20 protein-coding genes are annotated in these 18,765 nt (G+C 74.0%); 15 read left to right on the top strand and 5 right to left on the bottom strand.

All coding sequences use genetic code 11. The features are described from left to right. From DKT69_RS17795 to DKT69_RS17760, 8 genes are all read left to right on the top strand, one after another. On the top strand, positions 1-879 hold an 879-nt coding region (locus tag DKT69_RS17795), incomplete at its 5' end, for an acetyl-CoA carboxylase carboxyltransferase subunit alpha (RefSeq protein ID WP_236647985.1). Further along, positions 876-1,358 (top strand): acetyl-CoA carboxylase biotin carboxyl carrier protein, encoded by a 483-nt coding sequence (gene accB / locus DKT69_RS17790; RefSeq protein WP_109802658.1) that lies wholly within the window; start codon positions 876-878, stop codon positions 1,356-1,358. The genes DKT69_RS17795 and accB, both read left to right, overlap by 4 nt. Further along, the gene (locus tag DKT69_RS17785) at positions 1,358-2,794 is read left to right on the top strand and encodes an acetyl-CoA carboxylase biotin carboxylase subunit (RefSeq protein WP_236647986.1); all 1,437 of its coding nucleotides are present in this window, start codon (positions 1,358-1,360) and stop codon (positions 2,792-2,794) included. The genes accB and DKT69_RS17785 overlap by 1 nt, the downstream gene beginning before the upstream one ends. After that, a complete protein-coding gene (locus DKT69_RS17780) occupies positions 2,791-3,504 on the top strand; it encodes an SRPBCC family protein (RefSeq protein WP_109802657.1) in 714 nt (237 codons plus the stop codon). The genes DKT69_RS17785 and DKT69_RS17780 overlap by 4 nt, the downstream gene beginning before the upstream one ends. After that, complete coding sequence (locus DKT69_RS17775) at positions 3,497-3,901, top strand: cupin domain-containing protein (RefSeq protein ID WP_109802656.1); 405 nt, start codon at positions 3,497-3,499, stop codon at positions 3,899-3,901. Before DKT69_RS17780 ends, DKT69_RS17775 begins: the two co-directional genes overlap by 8 nt. Beyond that, complete coding sequence (locus DKT69_RS17770) at positions 3,898-5,166, top strand: beta-ketoacyl-[acyl-carrier-protein] synthase family protein (RefSeq protein ID WP_109802655.1); 1,269 nt, start codon at positions 3,898-3,900, stop codon at positions 5,164-5,166. The genes DKT69_RS17775 and DKT69_RS17770 overlap by 4 nt, the downstream gene beginning before the upstream one ends. Beyond that, positions 5,163-6,416, top strand: a complete 1,254-nt coding sequence (locus DKT69_RS17765; protein WP_109802654.1) for a beta-ketoacyl synthase N-terminal-like domain-containing protein — start codon at positions 5,163-5,165, stop codon at positions 6,414-6,416. The genes DKT69_RS17770 and DKT69_RS17765 overlap by 4 nt, the downstream gene beginning before the upstream one ends. 242 nt (positions 6,417-6,658) lie before the next feature. After that, on the top strand, positions 6,659-7,135 hold the full coding sequence (locus DKT69_RS17760; RefSeq protein WP_161557870.1) for a TIGR00725 family protein: 477 nt from the start codon (positions 6,659-6,661) through the stop codon (positions 7,133-7,135). Positions 7,136-7,142: 7 nt separating this feature from the next. On the opposite strand, the gene DKT69_RS17755 is transcribed toward DKT69_RS17760, so the two are convergent. Genes DKT69_RS17755 through DKT69_RS17745 form a run of 3 tightly spaced genes read right to left on the bottom strand, consistent with a single transcriptional unit; the run spans position 7,143 to position 8,752 of the window. Beyond that, positions 7,143-7,784: an HAD family hydrolase gene (locus DKT69_RS17755; protein ID WP_109802653.1), complete on the bottom strand. Its 642-nt coding sequence runs from the start codon at positions 7,782-7,784 to the stop codon at positions 7,143-7,145. A 57-nt stretch (positions 7,785-7,841) separates the two neighbouring features. After that, positions 7,842-8,234, bottom strand: a complete 393-nt coding sequence (locus tag DKT69_RS17750; RefSeq protein ID WP_109802652.1) for an MmcQ/YjbR family DNA-binding protein — start codon at positions 8,232-8,234, stop codon at positions 7,842-7,844. Between the two features lie 50 nt (positions 8,235-8,284). Further along, positions 8,285-8,752 (bottom strand): nucleotidyltransferase domain-containing protein, encoded by a 468-nt coding sequence (locus DKT69_RS17745; protein WP_109802651.1) that lies wholly within the window; start codon positions 8,750-8,752, stop codon positions 8,285-8,287. Between the two features lie 50 nt (positions 8,753-8,802). On the opposite strand from DKT69_RS17745, the gene DKT69_RS17740 reads away from it, so the two are divergent. Further along, entirely contained in the window at positions 8,803-9,219 is a 417-nt protein-coding gene (locus DKT69_RS17740; RefSeq protein WP_109802650.1) for a dihydrofolate reductase family protein, read from the top strand. After that, a complete protein-coding gene (locus DKT69_RS17735; RefSeq protein ID WP_109802660.1) occupies positions 9,212-10,303 on the top strand; it encodes an alpha-hydroxy acid oxidase in 1,092 nt (363 codons plus the stop codon). Before DKT69_RS17740 ends, DKT69_RS17735 begins: the two co-directional genes overlap by 8 nt. A gap of 32 nt (positions 10,304-10,335) precedes the next feature. Here DKT69_RS17735 and DKT69_RS17730 read toward each other — a convergent pair whose 3' ends face one another. Both DKT69_RS17730 and DKT69_RS17725 read right to left on the bottom strand, forming a co-directional pair. Beyond that, positions 10,336-11,391 carry a LacI family DNA-binding transcriptional regulator gene (locus DKT69_RS17730; RefSeq protein WP_109802649.1) on the bottom strand — a complete coding sequence of 352 codons (1,056 nt, stop codon included), beginning with the start codon at positions 11,389-11,391 and terminating at the stop codon, positions 10,336-10,338. 89 nt (positions 11,392-11,480) lie between these two features. Continuing rightward, the gene (locus DKT69_RS17725) at positions 11,481-14,036 is read right to left on the bottom strand and encodes a GH32 C-terminal domain-containing protein (RefSeq protein ID WP_109802648.1); all 2,556 of its coding nucleotides are present in this window, start codon (positions 14,034-14,036) and stop codon (positions 11,481-11,483) included. A 237-nt stretch (positions 14,037-14,273) separates the two neighbouring features. On the opposite strand from DKT69_RS17725, the gene DKT69_RS17720 reads away from it, so the two are divergent. From DKT69_RS17720 to DKT69_RS17700, 5 genes are all read left to right on the top strand, one after another. Next, entirely contained in the window at positions 14,274-15,359 is a 1,086-nt protein-coding gene (locus DKT69_RS17720) for a substrate-binding domain-containing protein (RefSeq protein WP_109802647.1), read from the top strand. 97 nt (positions 15,360-15,456) lie between these two features. Further along, a complete protein-coding gene (locus tag DKT69_RS17715; RefSeq protein ID WP_109802646.1) occupies positions 15,457-16,485 on the top strand; it encodes an ABC transporter permease in 1,029 nt (342 codons plus the stop codon). Next, positions 16,482-17,324 carry an ATP-binding cassette domain-containing protein gene (locus tag DKT69_RS17710; protein WP_201749716.1) on the top strand — a complete coding sequence of 281 codons (843 nt, stop codon included), beginning with the start codon at positions 16,482-16,484 and terminating at the stop codon, positions 17,322-17,324. Before DKT69_RS17715 ends, DKT69_RS17710 begins: the two co-directional genes overlap by 4 nt. A gap of 49 nt (positions 17,325-17,373) precedes the next feature. Beyond that, the gene (locus DKT69_RS17705; protein ID WP_109802645.1) at positions 17,374-18,321 is read left to right on the top strand and encodes a carbohydrate kinase family protein; all 948 of its coding nucleotides are present in this window, start codon (positions 17,374-17,376) and stop codon (positions 18,319-18,321) included. 69 nt (positions 18,322-18,390) lie between these two features. Further along, complete coding sequence (locus DKT69_RS17700) at positions 18,391-18,642, top strand: hypothetical protein (protein WP_109802644.1); 252 nt, start codon at positions 18,391-18,393, stop codon at positions 18,640-18,642. The last annotated feature ends 123 nt before the right edge of the window (positions 18,643-18,765 follow it).

Genomic DNA, 18,765 nt, shown 5'->3' with positions numbered 1-18,765 from the left:
GTCGAAGGCGCTCTCCAGGTAGTCCAGCGTGGTGGGCCGGCCCCGGCGGTGGACGGCTCCGGGCGAGACGCCTGGGACACGGTGCGCACCGCCCGCAACCCGGGCCGGCCCACCACGCTGGACTACCTGGAGAGCGCCTTCGACGGCTTCGTGGAGCTGCACGGCGACCGGCTCGGCGCGGACTGCCCGGCGATCGTCGGCGGGCTGGCCCGGATCGGCGGCCGGCCGGCGATGGTGATCGGCCACCAGAAGGGACACACCACCGCGGAGCTGGTGGCCCGCAACTTCGGCATGGCCAGCCCGGCCGGGCACCGCAAGGCGCTGCGGCTGATGCGGCTGGCCGCCCGGCTCGGCCTGCCGGTGGTGACCCTGGTGGACACCCCCGGGGCGGACCCGGGGGTGGGCGCGGAGGAGCAGGGCCAGGCGGCGGCGATCGCCGAGAACATCCTGGCGCTGAGCGTGCTGCCCACCCCGGTCGTCGCGGTGGTCACCGGCGAGGGCGGCAGCGGCGGCGCGCTGGCGCTGGCCGTCGCCGACCGGGTGCTGATGCTCGAACACGCCGTCTACTCCGTGATCAGCCCGGAGGGCTGTGCCGCCATCCTCTGGCCGGACAGCTCCGCCGCCCCGCAGGCCGCCCGCGCGCTCCGGCTCACCGCGCCGGACCTGTGCCGGCTCGGCGTGGTCGACGAGGTGGTGCCCGAACCGGCGCCGGCCGCCCACCAGGACCCGGCCACCGCCGCCGAACTGCTGGCCCGGGCGGTGGCGGCGAACCTCGCCCCGCTGCTCGACGTGCCGCCGGCCACCCTGGTCCGCCGCCGGCGGCAACGCTTCCGTCGGTACGGCGCCGCCCGCGCCGGCGTCCCGGCGGTGCGGCGATGAGCGCCGGCCAGGGCCCGGACGCCGTGCTCGACGGGCTGCGGCGGCACGCCCATCGGCTCGTCGCCGAGCTGGCCGGCCCGGTGCGGCGGGTCCGGCTGCGCAGCGGCGAGACCGTGCTCGAGGTGGAGTGGCACGTGCCCGCCCAGGCCGCGCCCGGGACCGAGCCCGCACCCGCAGCCGTACCCGAACCGGAGCCGGCCGCCGGCCCGCCGCCCGAGCCCGGCCGGCTCACCGTGCGGGCGCCCGTGGTCGGCACCTTCTACCGGGCCCCGGAACCCGGCGCGGCGCCGTTCGTCTCCGTCGGCGACCTGATCCGGCCCGGTCAGGTGGTCGGCATCGTCGAGGCGATGAAGCTGATGAACGAGGTGACCGCCGACCAGGCCGGACGGGTGGTCGAGGTGCTCGTGGACGACGGCCAGCCGGTCGAGTACGACCAGCCGCTGCTCGCCCTGGAGCCGGCCGGGCAGTGGGGTGGATGATGTTCGAGAAGGTGCTGATCGCCAACCGGGGCGAGATCGCGCTGCGGGTGCTGCGGGCCTGCCGGGAACTGGGCGTGCGCACGGTGGTGGTGCACTCCAGTGCCGACGCCGACTCGCTGCCGGTGCGGATGGCCGACGAGACCGTCCGGATCGGACCGGCGCCGAGCCGGCAGAGCTACCTCAACGCGGCCGCGATCGTCGAGGCGGCCCGGCAGACCGGCGCCCAGGCCGTGCACCCCGGTTACGGCTTCCTGTCCGAGGACGCCGACTTCGCCGAGATCTGCGCCGAGAACGGCCTCGTGTTCATCGGGCCGCCGCCGCAGGTGATGTCCGCCCTGGCCGACAAGTCCACCGCCCGGGCGCTGATGAGCCGGGCCGGGCTGCCGCTGCCGCCGGGCAGCGTACGGACCCTGCCGACCGTCGCCGAGGCTCTCGAGGTGGCCGCCGAGGTGGGGTACCCGGTGATCGTGAAGGCCGCCGCGGGCGGCGGCGGGCGCGGGATGACCGTGGTCCGCTCCGCCGGCGCGCTGCCCCGGGCGTACGCCCGCACCCGCGCCGCCGCCCAGGTCGCGTTCGGCGACGACCGGGTGTACGTCGAGCGGTACCTGACCGACGCCCGGCACGTCGAGGTGCAGGTGCTCTGCGACGGCCACGGCAACGGGGTGCACCTGGGCACCCGGGACTGCTCGGTGCAGCGCCGGCACCAGAAGCTGGTCGAGGAGGCGCCGGCCCCGGGGCTCTCCGTGGCCACCCTGGACACCCTGGCGGAGAACGCGCTGCGTGGCGCCCTGTCGGTCGGCTTCACCGGGGCGGGGACCGTGGAGTTCCTCGTCGACGAGGCGGAACGGTGCCACTTCCTGGAGATCAACTGCCGGATCCAGGTGGAGCACCCGGTCACCGAGATGGTCACCGGCGTCGACCTGGTCCACGAGCAGTTGCACATCGCGGCCGGGGTGCCGCTGCGGTTGCGGCAGGAGGAGATCCGGCTGCACGGGGTGTCGGTGGAGTGCCGGGTCAACGTGGAGGACCCGGACCGCGACTTCGCCCCGGCCCCGGGGCGGCTGGAGCGGTTCCGGCCGCCGGGCGGGCCGTTCACCCGGGTCGACACCCACGGCCACCCCGGTTACCTGGTCAGCCCGCACTACGACTCGCTGCTGGCCAAGGTGGCGGTCTGGGCGCCGGACCGGGCGTCCGCCCTGGACCGGCTGGAACGCGCGCTCGGCGAGTTCGACATCGCCGGCCCCGGCGTGCGGACCACCATTCCCTTCGTCCGGCGGGTGCTCGACGACGCCGCCTTCCGCAAGGCCCGCCACACCACCGGCCTGGTCGACCGGCTGCTCGCCGACCGCGCCCCGACCGGCGCGCCCGTACCGGCGCCCGCCGCCCCCGCCGCGGCCGCCAACCAGCCCGGCACATCCGTCAGGAGGACCCGATGACCGTCGCTTCCGATCGACCGCTCACCACGGAGATAACCGACATCCTGGTCACGCACTGCGGCCTGGACGCCGACACCGCCGCCCGGAGCCCCGCCGCCAGCCTGGAGGAGCTGGGCATGGACTCGCTGGCCCTGCTCGAACTCTCCGCCGTCGTCGCCGACCGGTGGCAGGTACGCATCCCGGAACAGGCCGGCCGGCTCAGCATCGCGGGCGTCGCCGACCTGGTGGCCCGCCGGGCCGACCCGCCGCCCGGGCACACCGAGAACAGCGTGGTCATCGACGCGCCGCTGCCGCTGGTCTGGCGGGTCACCAACGACGTCGCCCGGTGGACCGCTCTGTTCACCGAGTACGCCGTGGTGGAGATCCTGGACCAGACCGGCGACACCGTCCGGTTCCGGCTCACCATGCACCCCGACGAGAACGGGGTCTCCTGGAGCTGGGTCAGCGAACGCACCGCGGACCCGGCGACCCGGCAGGTGCGGGCGCACCGGGTGGAGACCGGCCCGTTCGAGTACATGCGGATCCACTGGCGCTACGACGAGGTGCCCGACGGCACCCGGATGACCTGGGTGCAGGACTTCGCGATGAAACCCACCGCGCCGGTGGACAACGCGGGCATGACCGACCGGATCAACGCCAACAGCAAGGTTCAGCTGGCGGTCATCAAGGAGCGGATCGAGCGGCTGCACGCCGGAGGCGACGATGAGTGAGATGGTCACCGGCGTCATCGCCGCCCGCGACGTCGCCGCCGACCGGCGGCGCGGCGGGGAACTGCGGGTGCTGCTCGGGCCGAAGACCGTCGGCAGCACCTCCGGCTTCATGGGGGTGGCCGCGCTCGCGCCGGGGGAGCGGATCGCCGAGCACTACCACCCCTACAGCGAGGAGTTCCTCTACGTGGCACGCGGCGCCATCACCGTGGACCTCGACGACGAACCGGTGCCGCTGGCGGCCGGGGAGGCGCTGTTCGTGCCGCGACTCGTGCGGCACCGGCTGCGCAACACGGGCGACGAGCCCGCCGAGGTGGTCTTCCACCTCGGCCCCCTCGCGCCCCGGCCGGAGCTCGGCCACGTCGACACCGAGGTCGCCCAGCAGCGGGGCCCGTCGTGACCGGCCGGCGCACCGTCGTCACCGGCATCGGGGTGGTCGCCCCGGGCGGCGCCACCCGGGACCGGTTCTGGAAGACCATCACCGAGGGGCGCACGGCCACCCGGCGGATCACCTTCTTCGACCCGGCGCCGTTCCGCTCCCGGATCGCCGCCGAGTGCGACTTCGACCCCGATGCCGCCGGGATCACCCTCGCCGAGCGGCAGCGCGCCGACCGGTACGTGCAGTTCGCCCTGGCCTGCTCGGCGGAGGCGCTCGCCGACAGCGGCCTGACCCTCACCGACGCCGAGCGGGAGCGCGCCGGGGTGGTGCTCGGCACCGCCGTCGGCGGGACCATGGCGCTGGAGAAGGAGTACGTCCGGGTCAGCGACAGCGGCCGGGACTGGCTGGTCGACCACACCCTCGGCGGGCCGTACCTCTACCAGGCGCTGGTCCCGAGCAGCCTGGCCGCCGACGTGGCCTGCCGGCACGGCCTGCACGGCCCGGCCCAGGTGGTCTCCACCGGCTGCACCTCCGGCATCGACGCGATCGGGTACGCCCACCAGCTCATCGCCGACGGCGAGGCCGACGTGGTGCTCGCCGGGGCGGCCGACTCGCCCATCTCGCCGGTCACCGTCGCCTCGTTCGACGCCATCGGGGCGACCAGCCCGGACAACGACGACCCGGAGCACGCCTCCCGGCCGTTCGACGCCGACCGGCACGGCTTCGTCCTGGCCGAGGGCGCCGCGGTGCTGGTGCTGGAGGAGGCCGGGCACGCCCGCCGCCGGGGCGCGCACGTCTACTGCGAGGTGGCCGGCTACGCCAGCCGCAGCAACGGCTTCCACATGACCGGGCTGCGTCCCGACGGGGTGGAGATGGCCCTCGCCATCGGCGACTCGCTGCGGCAGGCCCGGCTCGCCCCGGGCGACGTGTCGTACATCAGCGCGCACGGCTCCGGCACCCGGCAGAACGACCGGCACGAGACGGCGGCGTTCAAGCGGGCGCTCGGCCCGGCCGCGTACCGGGTGCCGATCAGCTCGATCAAGTCGATGGTGGGGCACTCGCTCGGCGCCATCGGCTCGATCGAGATGGCCGCCTGCGCCCTCGCCATCGAGTACGGCGTGGTGCCGCCGACGGCGAACTGGACCACCCGGGACCCGGAGTGCGACCTGGACTACGTGCCCAACGAGGCCCGCGAGCTGCCGGTGGACGTGGCGCTGTCGGTGGGCAGCGGCTTCGGCGGCTTCCAGTCCGCGATGGTCTTCCGGCGGCTGGCGGCAACGGCATGACAGCGCGGGCGGTGGTGACCGGGATCGGGGTGGTGGCGCCCAGCGGTGTCGGCGCCGACGCGCACTGGTCGACGGTGCTCGCCGGCACCCGGCGCACCGGGCCGATCAGCCTGTTCGACCCGGCCCGCTATCCCACCCGGGTCGCCGGGGAGGTGCCGGACTTCGACCCCACCGGCTTCGCCGACGGCCGGCAGCGGGTGCAGACCGACCGGTGGACGCACCTCGGGTTCGCCGCCACCCGCCTGGCGCTGGACGACGCCGGGCTGCCCGAGCGGGCCCCCGACCCGTACGGGTGGGCGGTCACCCTGGCCAGCTCGTCGGGGGGGAACCTGTTCGGGCAGCGGGAGCTGCAACGGCTCTGGGGCGGTCCGACCCGGACGGTGGGGGCGTACCAGTCGATCGCCTGGTTCTACGCGGCCAGCGTCGGGCAGCTCTCCATCCACCACCAGTTCAAGGGGCCGTGCGGGGTGCTGGTCGCCGAGTCCGCCGGCGGGCTGGACAGCCTCGCGCACGCCGTCCGGACCGTCCGTCGGGGCACCCCGGTGGTGATCGCCGGGGCGACCGAGTGCCCGCTGAGCCCGTACGCGTTGGCCTGCCAGCTCCGCTCCGGCCTGCTCAGCGACGTGGCCGACCCGGAGCGGGCGTACCGGCCGTTCGACGTCGCGGCCGCCGGGTACGTCCCCGCCGAGGGCGGCGCGGTCTTCGTGGTGGAGGAGCTGGGGCACGCGCTGGCCCGGGGCGCCCGGATCTACGGCGAGGTGACCGGCTGGGCGGCCACCCACGACGCCGCCCCCACCGACCCGGACGCCGGCCCCGACCCGACCCACTACGCGCGGGCGCTGCGGCTGGCCCTGGACCGGGCCGGCGTCCGGCCGCACGACGTGGACGTGGTCTGGCCGGACGCGCTCGGCGTGCCCGCGCACGACCGGGCCGAGGCGGCCGCGCTGCGCGCGGTGTTCGGTGACCGGACCCCAGCGGTGACCACCCAGAAGCCGCTGACCGGCCGGGCTCACCAGGGCGGGTCGGCCCTGGACGCGGCGACCGCGCTGCTCGCCTTCCGGCACGACCTGCTGCCCGCCTCCGCCGGTCCCGAGCAGCCCGCGGAGGGCTGCGAGCTGAACTTCCTGCGGGCGCCCCGCCGGCCGCGCAGCCGCATCGCGCTGGTCGGCGCGCGCGGATTCGACGGTTTCAACAGCGCGCTGGTGCTCCGCGGCGCCGCGCCGCCACCGCCGACGGGCCAGGGGAGCTGACCGGGCCGCTGTGGACCGGGATCGAACGCAGGTTCACCGGCGCGCCCCAGCTCGTCCGGACCACGTCGTCCAGGCTCCCGGCAGCCCACCATCGCCCGCGCCTCGGCACCGACGTCCAGATAGGACGCAACCAGCACGTCGGCCGTCTCGTCCGGGCCCACGGTGAACTCCGCGTCCGGGTCGACCGGACCCGCCGGCCGGCCCGCGTACGTCTCGATAGCCTCGATGGCGGAGGTGGGGCGGTGAGATTCCAGGTGGCGGTGTGCGGGCCGGCGGAGGCGACGGAGACGGAGTTGACGCACGCGCGACGGGTGGGGGAGCTGCTGGCCGAGCGGGATGTCATCCTCCTCTGCGGAGGAGGCGGTGGGGTGATGGCGGCGGCCGCCGCCGGCGCCCGCTCCCGCAACGGCCTCGTCATCGGCGTACGCCCCGACGACGGCGCCGACCCCGGTCCGGCCGACGTGTCCGCGTCCGTGGTGACGAACATGGGGCAGGCGCGCAACGCGATCCTGGTGTGGAGCGCGGACGCGGTGATCGCCGTCGGCGGCTCCTGGGGGACCCTCAGCGAGGTGGCCCTGGCGATGTGGCGGGGCACCGTCCCGGTGGTGCTTCTCGGCGGCTGGCGGGTCCTCGGTCCCACCGGCGAGCCGGTGCCCGGGCCGCGCCCCGTCCACACCCCGGAGCAGGCGGTGCAGGCGGTGCTCCCGCCCGGGCCGTGACCTGTGCTCAGCCGAGCAGCGCCAGCAGATCACGAGGATTGCCGGCGGTACGGTCCGCCGGCTCACCCGGCTCGTACTGATGGCCCCAGCCGGCGGCCACCGCCAGCGCGCCGCTGCGGCGCGCCGCCCGAAGGTCGAGCGGCGAGTCACCGACGTACGCGGTTCGGGAGGGATGGACGCCGAGCAGCCGGCAGGCCAGCTCGACGCCGTCGGGCTCGGGTTTGGGTCGCGCGACCTCGTCCCCGCCGACGACGACCTGGAAATGCCCGAGCAGACCGACCCGGTCGAGCAGGATCTCGGCCGCCTGGTGGCTGGCGCCGGTGAAGAGACCGACCGCCCCCCGTCCGGCGACGCCGGCAAGCAGGTCGGCCACCCCGGGATAGACGGTGACCTGCGTGGCGAGGGCGATCAGGTGGGCGTGGTAGCGGGCGAGGTCCCGGTCGGTGGCCGGCCGTTCCAGCAGGTGCGTCAGCAGCGCGGCCGGTGGCCCGAGCGGGTACCCGGCGATGATCTCGGCGTCGGAGAGCAGCGGTCCGCCGGCGTCCATGATGGCGGCGCGGTAGGCCGCGGGCACCACCGCGTGAGATTCGATCAGTGTGCCGTCCATGTCGAAGACGATCGCGTCCACCCGCTCGTGTGCCACCCGCATGGGCAGATGCTAGGGCAGCCGGACGGATCCCATCGGACCTGGGCGGCGGGGGAAATCTCAGCCGGTCGTCGTCCTGAACTGGCCGGCGAGCCGCTTCGGGGCGCGCGCCAGCCACGCCTCGGTGACCAGCTCGGTCAGCTCCTCGACACCGATCCGGTCGAGCCGGACCAGCACCGCCGGGTACCCGTCGAAGTGCGGCGTGGTGAAGTAGACCTCGGGATCGTCGGCGAGAAGCGCCTCCTTGGCGCCCTCGTCGGGCACCCGGGCGCCGAGGATCGGCCCATCCGGCGCGGCGTCGCCCAGCGCCGCCAGGTCACCGCGGCGCAGCGGCCGTTCCCAGACGAAGAGCTTGTCGCGGACCCGCCACGCGGGCAGGTCGTCGTGAGAGCCGCGCTCGGTGGTCTCCGGCAGGGCGAGCGCGATCCGTCGTACGTCGTCCCAGGTCGCCATGGCCCGACCGTACCCCCGCCCACCGACACCACGGTGCGGCCGGCAATTGGTCAGAGCCCGCGCAGCAGGTTGATGTCGTGGCGGTCGACCTCCCGCGGCGGGTAGCCCTCCCGGAAGCGGAGCTGCTGGCCCACCGACAGGCAGGGCACCGGGCGGCCGTCGATGACGCCCTCGGCGAAGCCGTCCGCGGCGTACGCGAACGTCGCGCCGTCCAGTCCGGACTGCACTCCGCTGCCGTCCGGGCGGAACGCCACCGGGTGGATGTCGACCTTGCGGCCGTCCGGCGCGGTCAGCTCGGCGCGGACCGGCAGCCAGTCCACCGTGGTCACGAAGCCCAGCCGGTCGAGCAGCGCGAGCAACTCCGCCTGCTGGCTCGCGTCGATCGCCAGGTCGAGGTCGGCGTGCGGCCGGGTCTGCCGGCCCACCACCGCGTCCACCGCCCAGCCGCCGGCCACCCAGGCCCGCAGCCCGTCGGCGGCGAACTCGTCCAGCAGTGCGGTCACCTGGTCCCCGTTCACCCCTGGACCTTGGCAGACTGACGGTCTGCCCGCGAAAGGGAAGGATCGTGATGCGCCGGATCATCGTCTGGATGTCCGTCTCCCTCGACGGCTTCATCGAGGGACCGAACCGGGAACTCGACTGGCACCGGGTCGACGAAGAGCTGCACCAGCACGTCAACGACGAGCTGCGGACCAAGGGCGCCTTCCTGCACGGCCGCCGCACCTACGAACTGATGGCCGGCTTCTGGCCGACCGCCGACCAGGACCCGGCCGCCAGCGCGACCACCCGGGAGTTCGCCGGGATCTGGCGGGAGATGCCAAAGGTCGTCTACTCCCGGACGCTGGCCCGCGCGGGCGTGCCGCTCAGCGTCACCCCCGCCGCGAACGTCATCCGGCGGGGCAGCCGCGTTCCTGCGGCAGCGGTTCGGGCTGGACCCGGTCGGCCGGCGGCCGGTGCGACGGACGGCGGGCGCGCCGATGGCTGAGCCGCTGCTGCCGGCGAGCCTGGCCGACTTCGCGGGGCTGGCCCGGGCCGCGCTGCCGCCGGAGGTGTGGGACTTCGTCGAGGGCGGCAGCGGGACGGAGACCACGCTGACCGCCAACCGGGCTGCGCTGGACCGGGTCGCCGTGCTGCCCCGGGTGCTGACCGGCGTGGACCGGCCGCGGACCGACGCGCCGCTGCTCGGCCGGCCACAGGCGATGCCGGTGGCGGTCGCGCCGATGGCGTACCAGCGGCTGGTGCACCCGGACGGCGAGCCGGCGCTGGCGGCCGCCGCCCGCGCGGCCGGGGTGCCCTTCGTGGCCAGCACGCTGAGCAGCACCCGGATCGAGGAGATCGGCGCGGTCGGTGGGGAGGTCTGGTTCCAGCTGTACTGGCTGCGCGACCGGGGCATGGTCGCCGACCTGCTGGACCGGGCGCACGCGGCCGGCTGCGCCGCGCTGATGGTCACCGTCGACGTGCCGATCCTCGGCCGGCGGCTGCGCGACGTACGCAACGGCTTCGCCCTGCCGCCGCACGTGACCGCGGCGAACCTGCCGGGCGGGCGGGACGATCTGGCCCACCAGGGGACGCCCGGCGTGTCGGCGGTCGCCGTGCACACCGGCGCGGCCTTCGCCCCGGCGTTGAGCTGGGCGGACCTGGCCTGGCTACGCGGTCGTACCACGCTGCCGCTGCTGGTCAAGGGCGTGCTCGACCCTCGCGACGCGGCCCGCGCCGCGGAGACCGGGGCGGACGCGGTCGTGGTGTCCAACCACGGCGGCCGGCAGCTCGACGGCACCCCGGCCACCGCGACGGTGCTGCCGGAGGTGGTGGCCGCGGTGGGTCAACGGTGCGAGGTGCTGCTGGACAGCGGGGTGCGGGGCGGCGTGGACGTGCTGCGGGCGCTGGCGCTCGGCGCGACCGGGGTGCTGGTCGGCCGCCCGATGCTCTGGGCGCTCGCGGCGGGCGGCCGGGCCGGCGCCGAGGCGGGCCTGGCGCTGCTCGCCGCCGAGCTGCGCGACGCGCTCACCCTGACCGGCTGCGCCGACCCGGCCGCCGCCCGGCACCTGCGCACGACGACCGGAGGCTGAGCTCGGCGCCGCCGGGGCGACCGGTGCGCTCATCAGCCGCGGTGCGGTCCCCTGATCTCGCCGGAGCCGCGGGGGATCAACCGGGTCGCCACCAGATGCGTCCGCGGTCGCCACTGCTCGCCGTCCAAGCGCCGGAAGATCAGCGACGCGGCGACCCGGCCCATCTCGGACGGGTCCTGTGCGACCACCGTGACGGCCGGCTGGAGCAGGTCGGCGAGGGGGAAGTCGTCGAAGCCCACGAGGGCCACCTCGTGCTGCCGGCCGAGCTGCTGGAGGGCCCGGATGGCCCCGATGGTGACGAGGTTCTGCGAGGTGAACAGCGCGGTGGGCGGGGACCCGGCGGACAGCAGCCGGCGTACCGCCGCCTCCGATTCCCGCTCGGTGTGCAGGTCGTGCACGGCGGGGGCGGCGGACGGTCGGATGCCGTGATCGGTGAGGGCCTCCCGGAAACCCTGGAACCGCTGGCGAGCGGTGGGGATCGTCTGCAGGTCGCCGAGGTAGGCGATGTCCCGGTGGCCGTGCGCGACGAGGTGGTGGACGGCCGACGCGGCGCCGTCGTGGTTGTCGGCGAGCACGGCGTCGACCGGCAGGCCGACCGGCGGCCGGTCGACGAAGACCACCGGGGTGCCGGCGTTGACCTCGCCGGCCAGGTAGCTCTGGTCGTCGCTGGCCGGCACGACGACCAGGGCGTCGGCCTGCCGCATGGTGAAGGCGTGGATGAGGTCCCGTTCCCGTTCCGGGTTCTCGTCCACGCTGCCGGCGAAGATGAGCACGCCCCGATCCCGCGCGGCGTCCTCCAGGGCGCGGTGCAGGGCGGCCGAGAAGGGGTTCGCCAGGTCCTCCAGGACCGCGGCGATGGCCGCGCTGCGGCCGCTGGACCGGCGCAGGCTGCTCGCGGTGAAGTTGGGCCGGTAGTCGAGCTGGGCGATCGCCCGCTGCACGGCGGCGGTCTTCGGGGCGGAGACGCCCGCCTCGCCGTTGACCACCCGGGAGACGGTCTTCGGGCTGACGCCGGCGAGCAGTGCGACGTCCCGGAGCGTGGGCCGGGCCTTGGCGCCGGTCGACGTAGCGGGGGCGGCAGCGTGCATGGGCGCTCCTACCGGGCGGGGTGCTGCGGTGGCGGTCGGGGACCACGGCGTACGCCGTGGCCCCCGACCGATGGTGATCGACGGTCAGGTTATCGCCACACCGACCGCAGCGGCCGGATGGTGAGCGAGCGCACCACCACGTCGCCGCCCTCGGCGAACAGGCGCGTCCGGTCGCTGGTCGGCGCGGGGAAGATCTGATCGGTGATGGTGGTCTGTCCCGCCCCGCCGAACACCTCCACCGACGAGCGGTCCACGTACACCGTCATCCGCACCCGGTCGCCGTCCACGGACAGCGGGCCGGAGTGCACGCCGGGGAAGAGCGGACCGACCTCCACCTGCCCGGAGCGCGTCCGGTCGACGTAGAGGCGGCGCGCCCCGGCGTCGTACCCGACCACCGTCCGTTCGTCGTCGCCGCCGCGTACCTGGAGGCCGAAGCGGTCGGCGTCGCGGAGTTCGAACTCCGCCCGGATCTCCAGCACGGCGCCGTCCGCCGCCGGGGGCAGATCGAGCACTCCGGGCCGTACGGTGGCGTCGCGCAGGGTGAACACCTCGCCGCCGCCGCGGAGGGCGGTGAGCTGCGCGGTCGGCTGCTGGACGAGGCGCACCGCGCCGTCGACGGTCTTCAGCGCGAGCTCCCGGGGCAGGGCCATCGCGCCGCGCCACGGTGCGGTCGGCACGCTGCCGGCGTACTGCCAGTTGTTCATCCAGCCGATCGCGACGCGCTGTCCGCCGGGGGCGTCGTTGTAGGTGACCGCCGCGTAGTAGTCCTTGCCGTGGTCGAGCCAGTCGTAGCGTTCCAGCTCGCTGGCCGCCGGCCGATCGGCGAACATGACGTGGTCGACGAGGAGGTGGCCCCAGCCGCCGGAGTTGAAGTCGTTGATCTCCAGGTGGGCCCGCCGGCCGGCGAACTCGCGGACGTCCCAGCCCACCCAGTCCAGGCGTTCGCTGTCCTTCCCGGTGGCGGTCCGGACGACCTGGCCGTCCACGACGAGGTTGACCGCGGTCTCCACGGACCGGGGCAGCACCGGTTCGTCGGTGGCGACGAGGTGGTCGACCAGCAGGTGTCCCCACCCGCCGGTGTTCTCGTCGACGATCCGCAGCTGGGCGGTGCGACCGCGGAACTCGGTCACGTCCCAGCTGCGCCAGTTCATGAAGCCGGAGAAGTTGCCGGTGGCCGTGCGCACCACCCGGCCGTCCACGAGCAGCTCGACCGCCGTGTCGCCGGTGCCGTCGTTCAGGTGGCCGCCGGCGCCGACGAGCAGGCTCAGGTGGTTGCGGTCGATGGTGAAGCCGGGCGAGGTGAGGGTGCCCGTGGTCGAGTCGGCCTCGAAGAAGGTGGTGAGCAGCTTGTCGCCGACGTGGCCGCGCTCCGACCGGGCGGGGCCCGCCACCGGCGCGCGGTCGCGCAGCCCGCCGGTCGCCGTCCACCCCGCCTGCTCGTACGTCCGGCCGTCGGGGAACTCGAAGTCGATCACCGGCTCGGCGTCGGCCGGTACGAAGGCGGTCGTCGTGCCGGGCAGGTGCGGATGGGCGCCCCCGCCGACGAGCAGGTTCAGGTAGTCCCGGCCGACCGTGAAGTCGGGGGAGACCATCCGTCCCGTGGGTGCGTCGAAGCCGAGGAAGCTGTTGACCAGGGATCGCCCCCGGAACCCGCTGACCTGCTGCTGTCCGGGCACGGTGCCGGGGTACGGGCCGGTGCCGAAGGGCCCGGGCCCCAGGGCCGGGTCGTTCTCCACCGTCCAGCCGGCGTAGTCGTGTTCGAAGTCGGCGAAGAGCGTCCCGGCGGGCGGCTCCGGGTCGCCGGTGACGATGTTGTCGGCGGTGAAGCGGGTGCCGTCCCAGTCGCCGATGAAGTACTGCGCGCCCGATCCGCCGGCGACCGCGCCGGGGTTCAGGTTGACCACCAGCACCCACCTGGTGTGCCGCGGATCGCCGTCGACCGGCAGTTCGAACAGGTCTGGCACCTCCCAGACGCCGCCGACGGCGTTGGCCGGCCCGAAGTCGCTCAGGTGGGTCCAGGTCCGCAGGTCGGGGGAGCCGTAGAAGCTCACCTTGTGCTCGGTGGCCAGCACGACCGCCATGGTCCACCGGCCGGCTTTGGTGTCCCAGAAGACCTTCGGGTCGCGGAACTCCCGGGAGCCCAGGTCCAGCACCGGGTTTCCGGCGTACTTCGTCCAGGTGCGCCCGCGGTCGGTGCTGTACGCCAGCGACTGCGCCTGGCTGCCGGTGGCCGGATATGAGCTGGTGTAGACGGCGACCATGGCCGGCGCGCCAGGGCGGCCGAAGCCGGCGGTGTTCCGCTCGTCGACGACGACGGACCCGGAGAAGATGTGCTCGTCGGCCGAGTAGGGGATGGCGACCGGCAGTTCGGTCCAGTGCAGCAGGTCGCGGCTGACCGCGTGTCCCCACGACATGTTGCCCCACTGCGCGCCCTCGGGGTTGTACTGGAAGAACAGGTGCCACTCGCCCTGGTACCACACCAGGCCGTTCGGATCGTTCATCCAGTTCCGCTCGGGGCTGAAGTGGAGCTGTGGTCGGTGGGGCTCGTCCCTGGTTGGGTTCGGCGCCGCGTGCGCGCCGGGCGCCGGCGCCGGCGCCAGGAGAGTCGCGGCCGCGCAGGCGGCCAGCCATCGGCGGATCCTCATCCACATCCTCCGTCCATCGGGGACTTCTCGTCGCCCGGTCCGGGTCCCGGGCGCCGACCGTGGGGCGAATCGTGCGCGTGCCTGACATCGATGTCAAGAGTTGCCTACGGGTTTCGTCCTGGTTATGAGAAAGCACGGGCGAAGCCATTGACATCTCTCCGGCGCTGACCCGAAACTGCCCTGACATCGTTGTCAGTGCGGTCCCGGTCCGGCCGGGGAGTCTTTGAGGGAGAACACATGATCCAGCGCATCGGCCGCCGCCGCGCGGCCCTGCTGGTCGCCGCCGCAGCGGCGACCGGCATGGTCGTCAGCGGGTGCGGCGACAGCTCGGGCGGCGGCTCCGGAGACGGTGACAAGAGCGTGGCCGTCTCGCTGATCACCAAGAACTCCACGAACCCGTTCTTCGTGACCATGCAGCAGGGCGCGAAGAAGGCCGCCGAGGCGGAGGGCGTGAAGCTGACCGTCGCCGCAGGCAAGGAGGACGGCGACGAGGCCGGCCAGGTGCAGGCCATCGAGGACGCGATCGCCCGCGGCGACGCGGGCATCCTGATCACCCCGAACGGCCCCGGCGTGAACCCCGCGATCAAGAAGGCCCGGGACGCCGGGCTCTACGTCATCGCGCTGGACACCCCGCCCGACCCGGCGAACACCGTGGACATCACCTTCGCCACCGACAACTTCAAGGCCGGTGAGCTGATCGGCAAGTGGACGGCGACCCAGCTCGCCGGCAAGCCGGCGACCATCGCCCTGCTGGACCTGTTCAACGACAAGGTCGTCTCCGTCGACTACAACCGCGACCAGGGGTTCCTGACCGGCATGGGCATCGACACCGCCGACCAGAAGAAGAACGGCGACGAGGCGAAGACCGGCAGCTACTCCGGCGGCAGCTACACGATCGCCTGCAACGAGCCGACCAACGGCGCCGAGGACGGCGGCCGGACGGCGATGGAGAACTGCCTGACCAAGAACCCCGACATCAACGTCGTCTACACCATCAACGAGCCGGCCGCGGTCGGCGCGCACAAGGCACTGCAGGCGGCGGGCAAGACCCAGGGCGTCCTGGTCGTCTCCGTCGACGGCGGGTGCGACGGCGTACGGCAGGTCAAGGACGGCGTCATCGGCGCCACCTCGCAGCAGTACCCGCTGAAGATGGCCGAACTGGGCGTACAGGCGATCAAGAAGATCGCGAACGACGGGGAGAAGCCCAAGGTCTCCGAGGGCCTCGACTTCTTCGACACCGGCGTCTCCCTGGTCACCGACAAGGCCGCCACCGGGGTCGAGAGCATCACCAGCGCCGACGGCGCCCAGCGCTGCTGGGGCTGAACCACCACCGCCACGGTCGAGGGCCCGGGACAGCCACCGCTCCGGCCCTCGACCGGGCAGATCGTCCGCCACCGCCGACCTCGGCAGGGAGCCCGCCGTGACCACCACGACACCACCGACCACCGCGGCGCAGCAGTTCGCCCTGCGCCGGCACTCGCCACTGCAACGCGTCCAGCACCTGCTGCACGCGCACCCCGCGATCAGCCCGTTCCTCGTGCTGGTCATCTCGTTCGTCGTCTTCTCCACCCTCAACCCGCGCTTCGCCTCGCCGAACTCGCTCTCGCTCGTCCTGCAGCAGGTGGCGGTCATCGGCGCGCTCGCCGTGGGGCAGACCCTGATCATCCTGACCGCCGGCATCGACCTGTCGGTCGGCGCCGTCGCCATCCTGGCCATGATGCTCGCGGCCAAGCTGGCCGAGGGGCAGGGGCTACCGGGCGCGCTCGCCATCGCGCTGGCCATCGCGGTCGGCGCCGCGGCGGGCGCGCTCAACGGCGCGCTGGTGACCCGGCTGAAGCTGCCGCCGTTCATCGTCACCCTCGGCACGCTCAGCGTCTTCACCGCCCTCGGGCTCCTCTACTCCGAGGGCCAGAGCGTCCAGGCCACCGACCTGCCGGCGGTGCTCAGCTGGACCGGCGAGTCCTTCCCGGTGGGCCGGTTCCGGATCACCGTGGGCGTGGTCGCCGTCGTCCTGCTCTACCTCGCGGTGGGCTTCGCCCTGGCCAAGACCGCCTGGGGCCGACACGTCTACGCGGTCGGCGACGACAAGGAGGCCGCCCGGCTCGCCGGCATCCGGGTCGACCGGGTGCTGCTGAGCGTATACGTCGTCGCCGGCGCCATCTACGGCATCACCGCCTGGATCCTGATCGGCCGGGCCGGCGCGGCCAGCCCGAACGCGATCACCGACGCCAACCTGGAGAGCATCACCGCCGTCGTCATCGGTGGGACCAGCCTCTTCGGTGGCCGCGGCGCGGTGCTCGGCACCCTGCTCGGCGCGCTGATCGTCGGCTTCTTCCGCAGTGGCCTCTCGCTCGCCGGGGTCGACGACCAGTACCGGGTACTCGCCGTCGGCCTGCTGGTGATCCTCGCCGTGGCCGTGGACCAGTGGATCAGGAAGGTGAGGTCATGACCGCCACCACCACGCACACCCCCGCCGGCCGCTCCGGCGCGGCGGACAGCGGGCAACGCTCACCGGTGCTGTCGGCCCGCGGCCTGGTCAAGACGTTCGGCAAGGTCGTCGGGCTCGACGGGGTGGACCTCGACCTGTACCCGGGCGAGGTGCTCGCCGTCATCGGGGACAACGGCGCGGGGAAGTCCACGCTGATCAAGTGCCTGACCGGCGCGCTGGCGCCGGATGCCGGGGAACTGTTCCTGGAGGGGAAGCCGGCCCAGTTCAAGCGGCCGCAGGACGCCCGGGACGCCGGCATCGAGACCGTCTACCAGACGTTGGCCGTGGCACCGGCGCTGGACATCGCGAGCAACCTCTTCCTCGGCCGGGAGAAGCGCCGCCGCGGCGTGCTCGGTTCGGTGTTCCGGATGCTCGACCAGAAGGGGATGCGCCGGGAGGCCGCGCAGGCCCTCGCCGACCTGGGCATCGGCACCCTGCAGAACGTGGCGCAGGCGGTCGAGACGCTCTCCGGCGGACAGCGTCAGGCCGTGTCGGTGGCCCGGGCCGCCGCCTTCGGCAGCAAGGTGATCGTGCTCGACGAGCCCACTGCGGCGCTCGGCGTCAAGGAGTCCAACCAGGTGCTCCGGATGATCGAGGAGGTCCGGTCGCGGGGGCTGCCGGTCATCCTCATCAGCCACAACATGCCGCACGTGTTCGAGGTCGCCGACCGTATCCACATCCAGCGGCTGGGCCGCTGCGCGGGCGTGGTCACGCCGGCGTCGCACACCATGCCGGAGGCGGTGGCCATCATGACCGGCGCGACCACCCTCGAGGAGACCCCGGGCCGGACGGCGGGCTGAAGCCCGCCGCGGACGTGACCGGGCGATCCAGGCCCGGGAGAGGAAGACTGTGATCACGGTTGTCGGCGAGAGCCTGGTGGATCTGATCGAGGACCCGTCCGGGGAGGCGGTCGCCCACCCGGGAGGCAGCCCGGCGAACGTCGCCGTGGCGCTCGCCCGCCTCGGTCAGCCCACCACCCTGCTCACCCAGCTCGGTGCCGACGCGCACGGGCGGCTGCTCCGCGCCCACCTGGCCGGCAGCGGCGTACGGCTGGATCCGGCGTCGGTGCCGGACCTGCCGCGCACCAGCGTGGCCCGGACCCGGGTGGGCGCGGACGGGCAGGCCCGGTACGACTTCGACATCGCCTGGCGGTCCTTTCCGGAATTCCTGACCGGTGTCGGGTCACGGAGCGACTGCCTGCACACCGGCTCGCTCGCCACGGTTCTCGAGCCGGGCGCCGGCGACGTGCTGGCGCTGGTCCGGGCCCGGCGGGCGACCACGATGATCAGCTACGACCCGAACTGCCGGCCCGACCTGATGGGCGACCGGACCGCGGCCCGGCACCGGGTCGAGCAGCTGGTGGCGGTCAGCGACGTCGTCAAGGTCAGCCTGGAGGACCTGGCCTGGCTCCACCCGGGCCGCGGCTACCAGGAGGTGGGGCGGGCGTGGCTGAAGCTGGGGGCCGTGCTCGTGGTGGTCACCCTCGGCGACGGCGGGGCCTGGGCGGCCACCCGGCGCGGCACGGTACGGGTGGAGGCCCGGCCGGTGCGGGTGGTGGACACCGTCGGCGCGGGCGACGCGTTCACGGCCGGGCTACTGGCCGCGCTGAGCGAGCGGGACCTGCTCGGCGCCCCGCGGCGTCCGGCGCTCGGCGGCGTCGGCCGGGACACGCTCGGCGCCGTCCTGGCGGAGGCGGCCCATGTCGCCGCCCGCACCTGTGCCCGGCGGGGTGCGGATCCACCCACCCGGGCCGAGCTGGCCGTCGACCAGCCGGCCGTGCTCGCACCCGGAAGCTGACCGCGTGCTGTCGCCGTTCCACCACCACCCGTGCTCGGACGTCCGCTTCGCACCGTAGATAATGGACCGATGGTTGCCTGGGAGTACGCGTTGCTTGTCCGTCGCTATCAGGGGCAGGGCCGCAATTTCCACGTCTCATTCGTCTGGTACGGGCCCGACGGCTCACGCACCGACATCACCGCGTACGGCGACACCGCGATCGCGCACCTCAACCGGGCCGGCCGGGAGGGCTGGGAGCTGGTCTCCGCCGCCGAGGACGTCAACAACGTCCAGGGCAGCACCGAGGTGCACCGCTACCACCTGAAGCGCCCGCTGGCCTGACTGTGAGCATGGCGGGGTCGGTTCAGCAGTGGTGAGCTGACAGTTGGCAGCGGTGGGCGTGACTCTTGGCCTGACTGGCTTTTTGTGCCTTTGACCGGACTTGTCCGTCCACTGCTGCCGGCG

The sequence above is a fragment of the Micromonospora sicca genome, assembly GCF_003172935.1.
Lineage (GTDB): Bacteria > Actinomycetota > Actinomycetes > Mycobacteriales > Micromonosporaceae > Micromonospora > Micromonospora sicca.
Note: the sequence above shows the minus strand (reverse complement) of the source record. Positions and strands in the feature narration are given on the sequence as shown.

Coding starts and splice junctions, on each gene's coding strand:
- accB (WP_109802658.1), top strand. CDS start 876: ATGAGCGCCGGCCAGGGCCCGGACGCCGTGCTCGACGGGCTGCGGCGG.
- DKT69_RS17785 (WP_236647986.1), top strand. CDS start 1,358: ATGTTCGAGAAGGTGCTGATCGCCAACCGGGGCGAGATCGCGCTGCGG.
- DKT69_RS17780 (WP_109802657.1), top strand. CDS start 2,791: ATGACCGTCGCTTCCGATCGACCGCTCACCACGGAGATAACCGACATC.
- DKT69_RS17775 (WP_109802656.1), top strand. CDS start 3,497: ATGAGTGAGATGGTCACCGGCGTCATCGCCGCCCGCGACGTCGCCGCC.
- DKT69_RS17765 (WP_109802654.1), top strand. CDS start 5,163: ATGACAGCGCGGGCGGTGGTGACCGGGATCGGGGTGGTGGCGCCCAGC.
- DKT69_RS17755 (WP_109802653.1), bottom strand. CDS start 7,784: ATGCGGGTGGCACACGAGCGGGTGGACGCGATCGTCTTCGACATGGAC.
- DKT69_RS17750 (WP_109802652.1), bottom strand. CDS start 8,234: ATGGCGACCTGGGACGACGTACGACGGATCGCGCTCGCCCTGCCGGAG.
- DKT69_RS17740 (WP_109802650.1), top strand. CDS start 8,803: ATGCGCCGGATCATCGTCTGGATGTCCGTCTCCCTCGACGGCTTCATC.
- DKT69_RS17735 (WP_109802660.1), top strand. CDS start 9,212: ATGGCTGAGCCGCTGCTGCCGGCGAGCCTGGCCGACTTCGCGGGGCTG.
- DKT69_RS17730 (WP_109802649.1), bottom strand. CDS start 11,391: ATGCACGCTGCCGCCCCCGCTACGTCGACCGGCGCCAAGGCCCGGCCC.
- DKT69_RS17725 (WP_109802648.1), bottom strand. CDS start 14,036: ATGAGGATCCGCCGATGGCTGGCCGCCTGCGCGGCCGCGACTCTCCTG.
- DKT69_RS17720 (WP_109802647.1), top strand. CDS start 14,274: ATGATCCAGCGCATCGGCCGCCGCCGCGCGGCCCTGCTGGTCGCCGCC.
- DKT69_RS17710 (WP_201749716.1), top strand. CDS start 16,482: ATGACCGCCACCACCACGCACACCCCCGCCGGCCGCTCCGGCGCGGCG.
- DKT69_RS17700 (WP_109802644.1), top strand. CDS start 18,391: ATGGTTGCCTGGGAGTACGCGTTGCTTGTCCGTCGCTATCAGGGGCAG.